Origin of the sequence: Janthinobacterium sp. SUN073 (assembly GCF_030397665.1) — a bacterium.
Lineage (GTDB): Bacteria > Pseudomonadota > Gammaproteobacteria > Burkholderiales > Burkholderiaceae_D > Janthinobacterium.
In genome coordinates this window covers 446028-462031 of record NZ_JAPUBT010000001.1, presented here as the reverse complement: position 1 = coordinate 462031, position 16004 = coordinate 446028, and the positions used below count along the sequence as shown (strand labels likewise).

Genomic DNA, 16004 nt, shown 5'->3' with positions numbered 1-16004 from the left:
CCATGACCATGCTGCGCCTCCTGTTCCTGTTGCTGCCATGCCTGCTGCCCGTATTTGCCGGGGCACAGGTGGCTACGCCAGCGCCGGTCGAATGCGTGGTGCCGTCCAAGCCGGGCGGCGCCATGGACCTGACGTGCAAGCTGGCGAAGAAAGGCCTGGCGCAGGAGGGCGTGACAGCAGCGGCAGGTTCCATGCGCATCAGCTACCTGCCTGGCGGCATCGGCGCGGTGGCCTGGCATTCGATGGGCTCGCAGCGCCGCCGCGCGGAAGCGAACACCCTGGTGGCGTTTTCGGGCGGCTCGCTGCTCAATCTGGCGCAGGGCAAGTTCGGCAATGCCAAGGCGGGCGACGTGCGTTGGGTGGCGGCGCTGGGCGCCGACTACGGCATGATCGCCGTGCGCAGCGATTCGCCCTACAAGACGCTGGCCGACCTGATCGCCGCGCTGCGCCAGCATCCGGACAAGGTGCTGATCGGCGTCTCCGGCACCATCGGCAGCCAGGACTGGCTGAAGATGGCGCTGGTGGCGCGCCACGCCGGCATCGACCCGAAAGTGCTGCGCTTCGTCGCCCTCGAAGGCGGCGGCGAAGTGTTTACGGCGATGCAGGCCGACTATGTGCAAGTGGTCTCGGGCGACACGTCCGAAGCCACCCTGAACGCCAGCGCCAACCATGCGCGCGTGCTGGCCGTGCTGTCGGAAAAACGCCTGCCCGGCGTGCTGGCCGGCGTGCCGACGGCGCGCGAGCAGGGCGTCGACGTGGTCTGGCCCATCATCCGCGGCGTGTGGATGGGGCCGCAGGTGCCCGAGGCGGACTACCAGCGCTGGGTGGCCACCTTTGACCGTGCCATGGCCACGCCGCAGTTCGCCGAATGGCGCGCGCAGGCAGGCCTGTACCCGTTCGCCCTGACGGGGCCGAAGCTGACCGCGTATGTCAGGAAGGCGGTCGACGAGTATGCGAGGCAGGCGAATGAGCTTGGCCTGATGCGCTGAACGACATCCCATTTAAAAAACTATTTCACAGACGGAGACAACCCCATGCAAACCAAGACCCTGCTTCAAGTCGCCATTGCCGCCGCGTTTTCCAGCCTGGCCGGCGGCGCTTTTGCGCAAGTGCCGCCCGGCTATCCGGCCGATTACCAGAAGATCGTCGACGCAGCCAAGAAGGAAGGCAAGGTGGTGATCTACAGCGCCACCGACAGCAAGGCCGCCGCGCCGTTGATCAAGGACTTCAGCGCACTGTATCCGGGCATTTCGGTCGAATACAACGACATGAATTCCACCGAGGTGTACAACCGTTTCATTTCCGAAGTGGCGGCGGGCGGCAACACTGCCGACGTGATGTGGTCATCGGCGATGGACTTGCAGATGCGCCTGGCCTCCGATGGCTATGCGCTCAAGTACAAATCGGTCGAAGCGGCGAAGATTCCTGGCTGGGCCATGTGGGACGACCAGGCTTACGGCACCACGTTCGAGCCGGCCGCCATCGTCTACAACAAGCGATTGCTCGACCCGAAGGAAGTGCCGAAGAATCACGATGACTTCGTCAAGCTGATCGCCACGCCGAAATTCAAGGACAAGGTCACCACCTACGACATCGAAAAGTCGGGTGTCGGCTTCATGTTCATGGCGCAGGATGCCAAGGAATACCCGCAATTCCTGGCGCTGCAAAACGCGTTTGGTGCGGCCAAGGTGCGCGTGCAGTCGTCGACGGGCACCATGATGGAGCGCATCTCGTCGGGTGAAAACCTGATCGGCTACAACGTACTGGGCTCGTATGCCCTGGTGCGCGCCAAGACCGACCCATCGATCGGCGTGGTGCTGCCCAAGGATTACACCCTGATCCTGTCGCGCGTGCAGTTCATCAACAAGAACGCGAAGAACGTCAACGCCAGCAAGCTGTGGCTCGATTACATCCTGTCGCACCGCGGCCAGACCATCATCGCCAACGGCGCCAAGCTGTTCGCCATCCGCGCCGACGTCACGGGCGAAACCACGTCGGCTGACCTGATCAAGCAAATCGGCGCGGCCAACGTCAAGCCGATTCCCGTGCACCCGATCATCCTGCAATTTCTGGGACCGGCCAAGCGCATGGCCTTCCTGAAACAATGGAAAGAGACAGCCGGCAAAAAATAATGCCGTCCTGGCCGTCCGCAGGCGCGTGTCCGCGGACGGTTGCCGCACCCTTCATTCATTGGATTCATCATGCAAACTGCCATCTTGCCGCTGCCTGCACGGTCGCGCTCTCCCTTGTCGCGCCTGAACTGGTCGCGCGGCGTGGTCGTGACGATCACGCTGATCGCCATTTTCCTGCCGCTGTTCCTGATTTTTTACCAGAGCTTTTTGAACGCGCCGTTTTTCATGCCGGTGCGCGAATTCGGCTTTGACTCTTACCGTTTCATCTTCGATGATCCCGATTTTGCCATGGCCTTCAAGAATGGCCTGATGCTGGCCTTCGGCCTGACCGTCATCGCCGTGCCGCTGGGCGGCATGCTGGCCTTTCTGATGGTGCGCACCGATTTGCCTGGACGCGGCTGGGTGGCGCCCATGCTGCTGGTGCCCATTTTTGTGTCGCCGATGGTGATGGGCTTCGGCTACGTCGTCTCGATGGGGCCCGTGGGCTTTTACTCGATCTGGGCCAAGGAACTGCTCGGCTTCGTGCCCTGGAATATTTACTCGTTCACCAGCATCGTCATCATCGCCGGCCTGACGCACGTGCCGCACGTCTACCTGTATGCCTCGTCGGCACTGAAAAGCCTCGGTTCCGATGTCGAGGAAGCGGCCCGCGTGGCGGGCGCCTCGCCGATCCAGGTGATGCTCAATGTATCGCTGCCGATGATCATGCCGGCACTCGCGTATGCGGGCGTGCTGGTGTTCTTCCTCGGCTTCGAGGTGTTCGGCCTGGTGCTGGTGCTCGGTGATCCGGAAGGCCATCTGGTGCTGCCGACCTATCTGTACAAGCTGACGAACAAGCTCGGCACGCCGTCGTACCACCTGATGGCCGCCGTCGCCGTCTGCCTGGTGATGGTGACCATGCCGCTGGTGATGATACAGCGCTGGCTGCTCAAGTCCGCCAACAAGTATGTGTCGATCAAGGGCAAGGGCGCGCGCAGCAAGGCCATGCCGCTGGGGCGCTGGAAGTGGCTGGCCTTTGCCTTGCTGGCGGGCTGGCTGATCTTCACCATCATCCTGCCGTTGACGGGCATCGTGCTGCGCTCCTTCGTGCAGTACTGGGGCGAAGGCGTGCACCTGGCCGACGTGCTGACACTGCAGCATTTCCGCGACATTTTCGACCAGCCATCGCTGGTGCGCGGCATTGTCAACACCATCCTGATCGGCGTCGTCGGCGGCGCGCTGGCCGTGGGTTGCTACAGCTTCATCGCGCTGGCCATGCACCGCAAGCAGGACGGCATCACGCGCCTGCTCGACTACAGCGTGCTGGTGCCGCGCGCCGTGCCGGGTCTCCTGGCCGGCCTGTCGTTCCTGTGGGTGTTCCTGTTCGTACCGGCCTGGCTGGACGGCATGTTGAAAGGCATGGACAACGGCGTGGCCCTGTGGCTGAGCGGCCATGTGATCCCCGTGCTGCGCGAAGTGCGCTCGACCATCTTCGCCCTGTGGCTGGCGTATTCGGTGGTATGGATGGCCTACGGCATGCGCCTCATTTCCACCGCGCTGCTGCAGGTGGGGCCGGAACTGGAAGAGGCGGCGCGCGCCGTCGGCGCCAGCCGCGGCCAGGTGACGCGCGACGTCACCCTGCCGCTGATCAAATACGGCTTGCTGGGCGCCTGGCTGATGGTCTTCCTGATCTTCGAGCGCGAGTATTCGACGGGTGTGTACCTGCTCTCGCCGGGCACGGAAGTGATCGGCGCCATGCTGGTATCGCTGTGGGCCGGCGGCTCGACCGACCTGGTGGCGGCACTGTCCTTCATCAACATCACCCTGGTGGCCATCGGCCTGGGCATCGCGCTGCGCTTCGGCGTGAAGTTACATAACTAAATACAAAGACTGAGACCACATCATGAATGAATTGACCGTCAATGAGTTGTACCTGGACTACGGCACCGGCGCTGCCGCCAACCAGATACTGAAGGGTGTTTCGATGCACCTGAAAAAAGGTGAAGTGGTCGCCTTGCTGGGGCCTTCGGGCAGCGGCAAGACCACCTTGCTGCGCGCCGTCGCGGGGCTGGAAAGCCCGAAGGCGGGCACCATCCAGATCGGCGAGCGCAATGTCTACGATGGCGCGAAACACTTCGAGATGCCGGCCGAGCATCGCAACCTGGGCCTGGTGTTCCAGTCGTACGCGCTGTGGCCGCACAAGACCGTGTTCGACAACGTCGCCTACGGCCTCAAATTGCGCAAGATGGGCAGCGCGGAGATCGCCGCGCGCATCAAGGAAGTGCTGACGCAGCTGGGACTGGGGCACCTGGGCGAACGCTATCCGCATCAGCTGTCCGGTGGCCAGCAGCAGCGCGTGGCGATCGCCCGCGCACTGGTGTACAACCCGCCCGTGATACTGCTCGACGAACCGCTGTCGAACCTGGACGCCAAGCTGCGCGAGGAAGCGCGCGCCTTTCTGCGCGAACTGATCGTGCGCCTGGGCCTGTCGGCCCTGATGGTGACGCATGACCAGGGTGAGGCGATGGCCATTTCGGATCGCATCCTGCTGCTCAATAACGGCAAGATCGAGCAGCAGGGCACGCCGCAAAGCATGTATGAAACGCCCGACACCCTGTTTACGGCCGAATTCATGGGCAGTAACAACCGCCTGCCCGGCAAGGTGGTGCAGCGCGATGGCAACCAGGTGCGGCTGCTCATCGATGGCGCCTCCATGCAGGGCGTGGCGCGCGGCGCCAACGTGGGCACGGAAGTGACGACCATGATCCGCGTCGAGGAGGTGAAGATCAGCGCCACGCAGGTGGACAACGCCATCGAACTGCCGCTGCTGACCTGCATGTACCTGGGCGACCGCTGGGAATGCCTGTTCGAGCGCGGCGGTGCCGAGAACATCAGCCTGCGCGCGTATTCGCGCCACAAGCTCGAAGCGGGCAAGTACTGGCTGCACATGCCGGCCGATAAACTCTGGGTGTTTTAACGGTGACGAGGTGGCCATCCTGGCCACCTCTTCCGTGCTGCAACGTCCTTAATTCCCCCGCACGACGATTTCCTGCGCCTTCGGTTCGCGCTGGCGCACGAAGCGCACGATGGAGTCGACGGTGACGACGTCGATCTGGCGCGTCATGCGGCGCTCGAACGGGTGATCGTCAAAAGCGATATTGGCGCGGAACATGCGCGCGCCCAGGCGCGTGGCGGCGGGGATGCTCAGCGTTTGCGGCGCGTAGCTGGCGCTGCGCAGCCAGCCTTGCGCTTCGGCGCGCGTTTCGATCTTGCCAGGCTCGTTGCTGGCCGCGGCCAGGGTTTCCAGCACCCACTGGTTTGAATTCTGGTACTTGGTGGAAAACGGGTAGGCCAGCATATTGTAGTGCGGCTCATGCAGGCGCTTGGGCGTGTTGCTGGTCAGCAGGCGCACCAGTTGCTGCTGCGTATCCTGGCCGGGAACCAGGATCAGGGTTTCATACATGAACACATCGTCCATGAAGAAATTGCCCAAGCCTTCGTTGTACAGCGACGATTGCGCCGTGCCGCACTCATTGAGTTCATGCACCACCAGCCAGCGTCCTTTCGGGTGGTCGCGCCAGGCCAGCGCCATGTGCGAATAGCGTAAATTATACTTCGACAGGTCCTGGCCGGCGCGCGCCACCAGCGCCACTTGCGCGCCGGAGGCATCGAGCGCCTGCAGGGTTTTTTGCGCCAGCTCCATCGATTTGACGAGGGTGCTCGCATCCGTTGGTTTTTCCTCGCACGAGCGCCCCGCATGGGCGGCGCCGGCCAGGGCCAGGCTGATGATCATCACGGTCAGGCGTTTCATGGGTTCACGCTTTCGAATGGTGGAGGATGGCATTGCCGGTCGCGTTCGGCACATAGGCGATGGCCTTGCCCGACAGCAGCAACATGTGGCCCGTCGAGACGGCCACCACCTTGACTAGCGTGCCGGCTGCCAGCGAAAGTCCTTGCGTGGCCTTCTGGCTTAGTTTGACGGAGGCCGTGGCGGCGGAAGATGCGCCCCTGGCCGCGCTTTTCAGCACGAGGATGCTGCCGTCGGCCACGTCTTCCACCTTGTCGATGACGACTTCACCGGCGGCGGCCAGCACCGACATGGAGCCGACCAGCACGATGGCCGAGGCCATGCTGGCGTTGTCGGAGGCATTGGTGGTGTCGGAGTTGGCGGCCTGGACATGCAGAGTGGCGGCGCACAGCACGGCGATGGCGAGCAGATGTTTCATGGGATAGTGGCTTTTCATCGGTGATTTACACTTTGGAGTGGTGCAGCAGGGCCTTGCCCAGTTCGTTCGGGATAAAGGCGATGGCCTTGCCGGAAAGAACCAGCATATGGCCGGTGGACAGCGCCACCACGTTGACCACGGTGCCGGCCGCCAGCGACAGGCCCTTGGCTGCTTGCGTGCTCATCTGGATGGAAGCGCCGCCCGCTTCGGACGCGCCTTTCAGCACGATGACGATGCCTTCGCCCACCGTTTCCACGCTGGCGACGACCACCTGGCCGGAAGCGACCAGCATCGACATGGAACCTGCGACGACGACGGCGGAACCCTGGCTGAGGTTTTGCGAGCCTTTCGACAGGTTCTCCGAGGCGGCGGCATGGACCAGGCCGGGAGCGGCCACGGAGAGCGTCAACAGCGACAGGGACAGGCAGAGGGGCATCAGGCGTTTCATGTGTTTCTCCTTCAAGTGTGCCAAGTGGCAACGCCATCATTGTAGACTGAGGGCAATTGGTCAATGAAAACGCTACTCGTAGCGGGCAGGCATACCGCAGGTAGCGTATAACGCTACTTTTTTTGCCGCTGGAACCGATGCTATTTTTATAAAGGAAGTGCATGCCGCAAACCCACGCCTTGATCGAAGCCTTGAAACGCCTGTTGAAAGCGCGCTCCGTCACGTATGCCGAGCTGGCCCAGCGCATCGGCGTGTCCGAAGCCAGCGTCAAGCGGATGTTTTCGCAAAAGCAATTTACCCTGCAGCGCCTGGACCAGATACTGGTCGCCATCGGCAGCGATTTCCAGCAGCTGGCGCTGGCCGTGCAGACGGCGCAGGCCGCGCCCACCCTGATCACGGGGCTGACGTATGCGCAGGAAAAGGAAATCATCGACGACACCCGCTTGTTCGTGGTGGCCGTGTCCGCCCTGAACCTGTTGCCGCTGGAACAGATCGTTGCCACTTACGATATCAGCGAGGCGCAAGCCGTCAAATATTTGCTGCGCCTCGACAAGATCGGTTTCCTGGAACTGCTGCCGAATAACCGGGTCAAACTGCTGGTGGCACGTACGTTTGCGTGGATACCGAATGGCCCGATTCATACCTATTTCAAAAAGGAAGCGTATGGCGATTATCTCAATGCGCAATTCGATGGCGAAACAGAGTTGCTGCGTCTGGTGAACGTGATGTTGTCGAAGAAATCCACGGTGGCCTTGCTGGAGCGCTTGAAGCAAGTGGCGGTGGAGTTTTCGCAGCAGCACCAGGAAGACGCGCGCCTGCCTGGCGATGAGCGCCTGGCCATCAGCTTCATGCTGGCGGCGCGGCCGTGGATGCCGCAGACGTTCAAGGCGCTGCTGCGGCAGTAGCGGTGGCGATGTCGCGGCCAGGCTAATGCTCCTGCTTGTCGGCACTTCCTTGTTCCTCTTTCATCTGCGACAGCAAGCGCCAGGCAAAAAAACCCAGCACGGCCACGCCCAGCAGCAGCGCGGCCCACAGCGCGGCCAGGCGCCACGGTGCCCCATCCTTTGTGACGGGGGCTGGCGCCGCCACGCTCCCGTTGGGCTTGAGCGGGCCGGCGCTGGCAGTCTTCAGCGCCAGCAGCTCGTCCGCCTTGAAGCCGGGCGCCACCTGCGACAGCGGCTGCGCCACGGCGGCGGCGTCGCTGTTGCCGAATGCCAGCTGGTAGGGCGGCTTGCCGCTGGCCAGGAAGACGACAGTGGCTGGTGTCCAGCCCAGGCGCAAGGCGGGTGCATTGTCGGCGGAGAGCGGGTGTTCCGTGGATGTCTTTAGTACCCATTCTCCGGTCTGCGTCACGGGCATGGCCAGGTCGCCCGAGATCCGTTCCTTGCCATCTAGGGCGATGCGGTAAAACGTCGTGCTCAGCAGGGGATCGAAATAGGCGCCTTGCGCGGGGCGCGCCTGCTGGCGCAGGTGCAGCCGGTGCCGGGGAACATAGCTGTTCTGGCGATACACGCCCAGAGTCACGGGCAGTACCGTATTGGTCTGCGTCAATTGCAGGGCGATGCTGTCGGCGGGAATGGCGAGGGGCGTGGCGTAGCGCCATTCATTCGCCTGCTTGCCGGGCAAGCCTTGCAGCACGACGCTGGCGCGCGGCGCGGCGATGTCCGTTTCGCTGACGGCTTGCGCTGTGATCGCGGCAAAGGCCAGCGGTTCGCCCGCTTGCCAGCTCAAGCGTGCATAGCGAAACGCGCGCGGCGCAAAGGCGATGCTGTCGTTGGCCAGCGTTTGCGTGTCGCTGTTGCTGAGCCAATTCAGGGTGGTGGTGCCGATGGCGTCCCATTGCTTCAGGTCATCGCTCACTTCCAGCAGCACTTGCGCACTGTAATTGTCCGTACGGGCCGGCGGCGTGAAGCGCAAGGCGGCGATACGCTTGTCTTGCGCTTGCTTGCCCAGGTCGAGTATCAGCGCCTGCAGCGCTGTCGTGGCCGCTGCCGTGCCAGCCCGCGTGCTGACCGACAGCAGCCGGCCATCGTCGGCCGTGCGGATGTCGATGCCTTGCAAGCCATCGCCAGTTGTCGGCGCGCCCGTCACGGGGAAAATGCGGGCTGGAATGTTCGTGCGCTGCGTGGCCGATTGCGCCGGTGGCGCGCCGATGGCATAGGCCAGGCGCTTGCCGTCGGCGTCGAACAGGCGCAGGTCGGCCAGGCTGGCCGAGCTGGCGTGCAGGTAGACTTCCCTGGGCAACGATAGCTGGACGATGCCCGCGCCGGCCGGCGCCTGGATGGGCATGCTCCAGCGATAGTCCTGCGGCCGGTCCTGGCCGGGCGCTGCCAGCGCGACGCCTGCCAGCAGCAGACTGCAACAGATCAATAAGGCTTTCATGCGGCTCCTTGTTGCGGTTCGGCCGGCGCGGGCGCGGCAGCCTTGGGGAAGGGCGCCAGGTAGCCGATCAAGACCATCAGCAAGCCGACACCGACAAAGGAGATGATGCGTTCGATGCCGCCCACGTTCGACAGGTCGATCAGGAACAGTTTCACGACGACCAGCCCCAGCAGCACGGCCCCCATGCTCCATTGCTGGCGCCGCTGCTGGCGGGCCGCGTGGCGCATCAGCAGCAGGGCCGTGATGCTCCACACCAGCGACAGCATCGCTTGCACGAACTGCGAGGCCAGCATGGCGTCAAAGGTGTATGGCACGCCCAGATAGTGCGAGACCGTGCGCAGCAGCATCAGGTTGAACCAGCCATACGCGCAGCAGGCGGCCACGGCCGGCAAGCGCGCTTGCCACAGGGCGGGCAGCGGGATCTGACCGGCCGGGAATAAACGGTAGCTGGCGATGGCCAGCAGGATGGCAAAGCCCGTGCTCAAGTCCAGCGGATTGAGCAGTGGTACATAGGGCAGGGGCGCCATGGCGCCGTCGTCGACAATATTCCACGCGACGATCAGCAGCAGCGACCACAGCGCGCCCAGCGGTATCAAGGTGCGCCGGTACCACGCGGCAATCGGCGCCACCGGCCAGGCTCCTGTTCCGCAGCGGCGGATCAGCCAGGCCAGCGCCAGCATCATGCTCCAGGCCGGCAAGTAGCGGGCCCAGGCGGAGCTGACGCTGCCTTCGTGGCCAGCCAGCCAGGCGTTGACGTGCATGGCGCCCACGGGCCACAGCATCAGCCAGGGCGCGGCCGTGCGCAGCGTATGCAGCAGACGCTGCGCGCGCACGTCGAGTTGCCAGCCCGCTTGTGGCCAGGCTCGCAGCAAGTATTCGCCGGCCACCAGGGCGCAGGCCAGAGCCAGCCAGCTCAAGCCCGTCGGCAGGTAGTCGCGCAGGTATAGCGCCAGCAGCAGGTTGGCGTTCCACAGGCCCAGGCCGAGCCAGGCGGCCACGCTGAACCAGCGCAACTGCGGCCAATCGAGGCGCCGCGCCAGGATGGCGAACACGGGCGTCGTGATGGACACGGCGATCAGGTACAGCGCCAGCCAGTGCTCGCCCGCATGCGCTTGCAGCTCCAAGTCGCCGTCGATCAGGCGCAGCAGCCAGCTGACGAGCGGCACGAGGATGGCGGCAAACCACAGCAAGCCGCTCCAGATCAGCAGGGGCCGTGCGACCAGGGCCAGCAGTTCGTCGCCGCCGCGCGCGCGCTGCGCCAGAAAACGGGCGCTGGCAAAGGCGGCGGCGCCCAGCAGCAGGGCGCTGAGGAAGGAACCGTCGAACAGGTTGGCCGGGTGCTGGTCCCAGGCCCAGCTGGCGCGGCTCAGCATGACCATGCCGGCCAGCACCTGCACGGCCAGCAGCAGGGCGCGCGGCGCATGCCATTGTTCGCGCCGCGCCAGCGCCGCCAGCAGGGCGGCCACGCTCAGGGCGCTGACGGTGAGCAGGTTCAGTTGCGTGGTGGCATCCGTGCGCAGCAGGATTTCGCTCCACAGGCCGCCCAGCAGCCAGGCCGTGGCGGCCGTCAGGAAGAGCACGGACAGGCTGCTCATGAATTCCGGGTACAAATGGCTGGCGTGGCGGCGGAAATTGTAGGCCATCACCAGCGCGGCGGCGGCCAGCAGCGCGCAGCCGAGCCAGATGTTGGCCTGCAGGGCCGCTGCCGTATCGAGTCCTTGCATGGCGACGAGGAAGGCGATCCAGGCTGCCGCCTGCACCAGCAGGCCGAAGGCCCAGGCCAGGGTCTGGCGCTGGCGCAAGCCGACCCAGACGATGCCCGCGCCTTCCAGCGCCCAGGCGGCCGACGTCCAGCGGCCATCGAGGGCGAACGGGATGGCCAGCGTGCCGAAGACGATGCCCAGCGCCAGGAAGGCTTCGGCCAGCAGTTTGAAACCGTTCCTGCGCCACAGCGCCACGGCCAGTCCCGTGTAGGTCAAACCGGCAAGCAGCGCGGAAAACGCCAGGCCGAAGTCAAAGTGCCGCACCAGGCCGTATTGCAGGCCCATGGCCGCCAGCGGCGTGCCGAAGACGAGGGTGCCATCCACGTAATGCCTGAGGCGCGGCGCCTGGCGTGCGCAATAGGCAATCGCGATGCCGATATAGAACAGTACGAACAGGATCAAAAACAGCTGCGTCGACAGGTAGTGCTCTGGCGTATAGCGCAGCAGGCCCCAGGTGGTGGCGACGACGAAGGTGAAGCCAAAGCTCAGCACATTCAGCACGCGCCAGGCGCGTTTCAGGGCGATGGCGAAGACGCCCGCATTGAGCAGCGCGTAATAGCTGAACAGGCCGATATGATTGCCGCTGCCCGTCGACACGAGCAAGGGCACGGCAAAACCGCCGACGATGCCGAAGACGGCCAGCCAGACGGCGTTTTGCAACACGGCCAGCAAACACGTGAACGCTGTCAGCACGAACAGCACGGCAAACGCCAGGCCCGCCGGGATCAGTTCATACAGGCGGAAGGCGCCGAACGTCACCAGCATCAATATCGCCAGCGCCGTGCCCTGCAGCGGCAGGCTGATGCCCGGGCGTTTGGTGCGGATGCGCCAGGCCCAGGCCAGCAGGGCGATGTCGGCCAGCGCGATGCCGGCCAGACGCAGCTCGATGGGCACGGTGACCTGCGCCGATACGTACTTGAGCAGGAAGCTGACGCCGAGGAAGAGGATCAGCAAGCCCAGCTTGGCAACCAGGTTGCCGGTAAATAACCAGTTCTTCGCCTTGGCAACGAGGCCATCCGGGTGGGCGATCCAGGACGGGGTGTTGGGGGCGGCAGGGGCGGGTTTGGCTGGAATCGACGCGATGGGCGGGGCAGGCTTGGGTGGCAGGGGCGCGGCCGGCGCGACCTTTGCCAGCTCGACCGGCTCGATCCGGGCCGCCTTCGATACCGGCACCTGCACCGGCACCGGCGCAGCACTCTTCATGACGGGTGCGGCAGCTGGTGCTTCGGCCTGGCCTTCCAGCGTTTGCAGGCGCTTGTGGATGCTATCGACTTCCTTGCGCAGGCGCGCCGTCAGCAATTCAAGATCGGCCACTTTCCTGCGGTACTGCAGCACCTGCACGAAGGCGGTGATCAGCAAGCCAAATATGATCAGCGATATCAATCCAAACATGGAGGCAGCTTTCCGGGAGGGGCAGGCAGGGGCGCCAGCGATATGCGCACATTACCTTATTATCAAGAAACAAGCGATTTTTGTCGTGCCAGGGCAAGTGCCAGGAAACGTGTGCGGCGGCAAGGCGAGCATGACGCGGCAGGCTGTTTTCCGTATTGATGCCAAGCAAGATGATGACATTCAGATTGTCGTGCGCGGGATAGTGCTGTATTTTAGCAATTCCTTAATTGCCAGTTCCCCATGCCATGAGTCAAAGCAGCCAGTTTTCCTTATTGTCGCAGCGCCGTTTCGGGCCCTTCTTCTGGACCCAGTTCTTTGGCGCCTTCAACGACAATCTGTTCAAGACGGCCCTGATGGTGATCCTCGCCTATGACGCGCTGAGCTGGACCACGCTCGACCCGTCCACCATCACCAACCTGATCCCCGGCCTGTTCATCCTGCCCTACGTCGTGTTTTCGGCCACGGCGGGCCAGCTGGCCGACAAGTTCGAAAAGGCGGGCCTGGCGCGTTTCGTCAAATGGATGGAACTGGCCATCATGGCCGTGGCCGCCACCGGCTGGATGACGCATACCCTGTGGCTGCTGGTAGCGGCCGTGGTCGGCATGGGCGTGCATTCGACCCTGTTCGGCCCCGTCAAGTATGCATATCTGCCGCAGCAGCTGAAACCCGAGGAATTGGTCGGCGGCAATGGCCTGATCGAGATGGGTACCTTTGTCGGCATTTTATTGGGCGAAATCCTGGGCGCCGTCTTGATCGTGCACAAGCCGCTGGGCGTGGAACTGGTGGCCGGCGCGACGATTGCCGTGGCTGTGTTCGGGCTGATCGCCAGCTACCGCGTGCCGCGCACCCCCGCGCCCGAGCCGGACTTGAAGGTGAGCCTGAACTTTGTCGCCGAATCGTTCCGCAACCTGAATTTTTCGCGCAAGAACCGTCCCGTCTTCCTGGCCATGCTGGGCAATTCCTGGTTCTGGTTTTACGGCGCCCTGATCCTGGCGCAGTTCCCCGTGTACTCGAAGGATTTCCTGCATGGCGACCACAGCGTCTTCGTGCTGTTGCTGACGGTGTTTTCCGTGGGCATTGGCACCGGCTCCTTGCTGTGCGAACGCTTGTCTGGCCACAAGATCGAGATCGGCCTGGTGCCGTTCGGCTCCATCGGCCTGTCGCTGTTCGGCATCGACCTGTATTTCGCCAGCAATGCGTATGTGAACACGCAAGTGGTCGACGCACTGGCTTTCGTCAGCCAGGCGGGCGTGCCGCGCATTTTGCTCGACATCGTCATGATCGGCGTGTTCGGCGGCTTCTTCATCGTGCCCCTGTTCGCCCTGATCCAGACGCGCTGCGACCCGAAACACATTTCACGCACGATCGCCGGCATGAATATCCTGAATGCCCTGTTCATGGTGGCGGCGGCCGGCGTGGCCATCGTGCTGCTGGGCCAGGGTTTCACGATTCCGCAGCTGTTCCTCGTCACGGCTATTCTGAATGCGCTGGTGGCGGCCTACATCTTCTCGCTGGTGCCGGAATTTCTCATGCGTTTCCTGGCGTGGATACTCATCCAGACCGTGCACCGCGTGAAAGTCGTCGATGGCGAGCGCATCCCCACGGAAGGGGCGGCCGTGCTGGTGTGCAATCACGTCAGCTATGTGGATGCCATCGTCATCATGGCGGCCAGCCCGCGCCCTATCCGCTTCGTCATGGACCACCGCATCTTCAAGATGCCGCTGATGGGCTGGATCTTCCGCACGGCCAAGGCGATCCCCATCGCGCCGGCCAAGGAAGATCCTCTCCTGATGGAAAAGGCCTTCATCGATATCGCGCAAGCGCTGCATGAAGGCGAGCTGGTGTGCATCTTCCCCGAAGGCAAGCTGACGCGCACGGGGCAGCTCGGCGAATTCAAGGGCGGCATCGCCAAAATCGTCGAACGCAGCAAGGTACCCGTGATTCCGCTGGCGCTGCGCGGCTTGTGGGGCCATCTGTTGAGCCACCGCAATGGCCATTTGTTCGAGCGCGCCTTCAAGGCAGGCTTGCGCTCGCGTCTGTCGCTGGCCGTGGGCATGCCCGTGGCGCCCGAGGCCGCCACGCCGGAATTGCTGCAGCAAAAGGTGCAGGAATTGCGCGGCAAGTGGAAATAAACCTCATTCCTCTCGTGTAACTGAGCCTGCGCGCCGCGCCAGGTGCGCGTGCAGCAGGGCGGCGATGGCGGCGAAATCCACCGGTTTCGTCAGGTGATGGTCGAAGCCGGCCTGCTCCGTCCGTGCGCGCGCTTCGCCCTGGCCCCAGCCCGTCAGGGCGATCAGCAGCACGTCGCGCCCTTGCGCGCGCTGGCGGATCTGGCGCGCCGCTTCGTAGCCATCCATGTCCGGCATGCCCAGATCCATCACGACCAGTTGTGGCCAGGCCATGTCGACGGCTGCCAGCGCCTGCGCGCCGCCATACGCGACGCTGGCGGCATAGCCCTCCAGCTGGAACAGGCTTTGCAAGGTATCGGCCGCGTCGCGGTTGTCGTCCACCACCAGCACTTGCAGCGGCTGGTGCGCGCTGGCGGGCGACTCGCTCCCGGCGGCTGCCGGCGTGGCGGCCGGGATGTCGCTGGCGCTGGCCGGCAAGGTGACGATGAAGCGGCTGCCGCGGCCGGGGCCGTCGCTGCAGGCGTCGATGCCGCCACCGTGCATTTCGGCAAATTGGCGCGCCAGGCTCAGGCCGATGCCCAGGCCGCTGGTCATTTCGCCCGCCACCGTGCGTCCCTGTTCGAACATGGAAAAGATGCGCGCGATGGCATCCGGCTCGATACCGATGCCATTGTCTTCGATGACCACCTGCAACTGGCCCTGCGCCTGGCGTGCCGTGATGTGGATATGCCCGCCGTCCGGCGTGAACTTCACGGCATTCGACACGATGTTGGCAAAGATTTGCACCACCCTGGCGTAGTCTGCGTGCAAGGTCACGGCATGCGGCGGCAGATCGCGGGTGACGCGGATGTGCCGCTTGCTGGCCGCAGGCTGGCACAGTTCGCTTACATGGTCGAGCACTTGTTGTAACTCAAACTCCTTGCGTTGCAGCAACACCTTGCCGCTGCTGATGCGCGCCACGTCGAGCAAGTCATCCACCAGCCGCGTCAGGTGCGTCACCTGGCGCTCGATCACATCGCTCACCTTGCCGACCTGTTCCGATGCAGGGAACAGGTGCTTGAGCAGGGCCACCGAGGACTTGATGGGCGCCAGCGGGTTGCGCAGTTCATGTCCGAGGCTGGCAAGGAATTCATCCTTGCGCCGCTGCGTCTCGCGCACCTGGTACTGGCGCTGGCGCGCGCGCAGCATGGCGTGCGCCGAGGTGATCAGGGTCAATATGTGCACGGGGCGTTCCAGCAGGGTCAGATTGCCCAGGGTGGCAATGGCTTGCCGCAAGGGCAGGGAATCGAGTCCCGCGTGCGTCAGCAGGATGATGGGCAAGTCGGACCAGTCCGGCTGCTGCCGGGCATAGGCGTCGAGCACGGAGTAGACGTCCGCATGCAGCGCCTCGTCCACCGTCAGCACGCCGCCGGCGCCCAGCGCCAGCTGCTCGGCCAGCTCGCCGGGCGAGCGGCAGGCGTGGCTGGCGATGGCGCTGCCTGCCAATACGGTGCCGGCCAGGGCGGCATCCTGGCCGGCAGGCGCGTAGATCAGGATGCGCTGCTCCATGGCGA

12 protein-coding genes are annotated in these 16004 nt (G+C 64.1%); 6 read left to right on the top strand and 6 right to left on the bottom strand.

Annotated elements, in window-relative coordinates; translation table 11 throughout:
- Window positions 1–8 precede the first annotated feature (8 nt).
- From O0882_RS02205 to O0882_RS02190, 4 genes are all read left to right on the top strand, one after another.
- The gene (locus O0882_RS02205) at window positions 9–989 is read left to right on the top strand and encodes a tripartite tricarboxylate transporter substrate-binding protein (RefSeq protein WP_289944993.1); all 981 of its coding nucleotides are present in this window, start codon (window positions 9–11) and stop codon (window positions 987–989) included.
- A 45-nt stretch (window positions 990–1034) separates the two neighbouring features.
- Window positions 1035–2132: an ABC transporter substrate-binding protein gene (locus O0882_RS02200; RefSeq protein ID WP_289944992.1), complete on the top strand. Its 1098-nt coding sequence runs from the start codon at window positions 1035–1037 to the stop codon at window positions 2130–2132.
- A 69-nt stretch (window positions 2133–2201) separates the two neighbouring features.
- Window positions 2202–3992 carry an iron ABC transporter permease gene (locus O0882_RS02195; RefSeq protein WP_101482233.1) on the top strand — a complete coding sequence of 597 codons (1791 nt, stop codon included), beginning with the start codon at window positions 2202–2204 and terminating at the stop codon, window positions 3990–3992.
- A 22-nt stretch (window positions 3993–4014) separates the two neighbouring features.
- Window positions 4015–5088, top strand: a complete 1074-nt coding sequence (locus O0882_RS02190) for an ABC transporter ATP-binding protein (RefSeq protein ID WP_289944990.1) — start codon at window positions 4015–4017, stop codon at window positions 5086–5088.
- A 48-nt stretch (window positions 5089–5136) separates the two neighbouring features.
- On the opposite strand, the gene O0882_RS02185 is transcribed toward O0882_RS02190, so the two are convergent.
- The 3 genes from O0882_RS02185 to O0882_RS02175 are packed head-to-tail and all read right to left on the bottom strand — an operon-like array spanning window position 5137 to window position 6785.
- Entirely contained in the window at window positions 5137–5922 is a 786-nt protein-coding gene (locus O0882_RS02185; RefSeq protein WP_289944989.1) for a DUF2145 domain-containing protein, read from the bottom strand.
- A gap of 4 nt (window positions 5923–5926) precedes the next feature.
- The gene (locus tag O0882_RS02180; protein ID WP_289944985.1) at window positions 5927–6337 is read right to left on the bottom strand and encodes a hypothetical protein; all 411 of its coding nucleotides are present in this window, start codon (window positions 6335–6337) and stop codon (window positions 5927–5929) included.
- 25 nt (window positions 6338–6362) lie between these two features.
- Window positions 6363–6785 carry a hypothetical protein gene (locus O0882_RS02175; protein ID WP_289944983.1) on the bottom strand — a complete coding sequence of 141 codons (423 nt, stop codon included), beginning with the start codon at window positions 6783–6785 and terminating at the stop codon, window positions 6363–6365.
- A gap of 161 nt (window positions 6786–6946) precedes the next feature.
- On the opposite strand from O0882_RS02175, the gene O0882_RS02170 reads away from it, so the two are divergent.
- Window positions 6947–7690 carry a helix-turn-helix transcriptional regulator gene (locus tag O0882_RS02170; RefSeq protein ID WP_289944981.1) on the top strand — a complete coding sequence of 248 codons (744 nt, stop codon included), beginning with the start codon at window positions 6947–6949 and terminating at the stop codon, window positions 7688–7690.
- Window positions 7691–7712: 22 nt separating this feature from the next.
- Here O0882_RS02170 and O0882_RS02165 read toward each other — a convergent pair whose 3' ends face one another.
- Window positions 7713–9167, bottom strand: coding sequence for a DUF3999 family protein (locus O0882_RS02165; protein WP_289944980.1), 1455 nt, complete (start codon window positions 9165–9167; stop codon window positions 7713–7715).
- The gene (locus O0882_RS02160; protein WP_289944978.1) at window positions 9164–12322 is read right to left on the bottom strand and encodes a DUF2339 domain-containing protein; all 3159 of its coding nucleotides are present in this window, start codon (window positions 12320–12322) and stop codon (window positions 9164–9166) included. The genes O0882_RS02165 and O0882_RS02160 overlap by 4 nt, the downstream gene beginning before the upstream one ends.
- 245 nt (window positions 12323–12567) lie before the next feature.
- Between O0882_RS02160 and O0882_RS02155 the strand changes: the two genes are divergently transcribed.
- Entirely contained in the window at window positions 12568–14454 is a 1887-nt protein-coding gene (locus O0882_RS02155) for an MFS transporter (protein WP_289944976.1), read from the top strand.
- Between the two features lie 3 nt (window positions 14455–14457).
- On the opposite strand, the gene O0882_RS02150 is transcribed toward O0882_RS02155, so the two are convergent.
- The gene (locus tag O0882_RS02150) at window positions 14458–15999 is read right to left on the bottom strand and encodes an ATP-binding protein (protein WP_289944974.1); all 1542 of its coding nucleotides are present in this window, start codon (window positions 15997–15999) and stop codon (window positions 14458–14460) included.
- Between the last annotated feature and the right edge of the window lie 5 nt (window positions 16000–16004).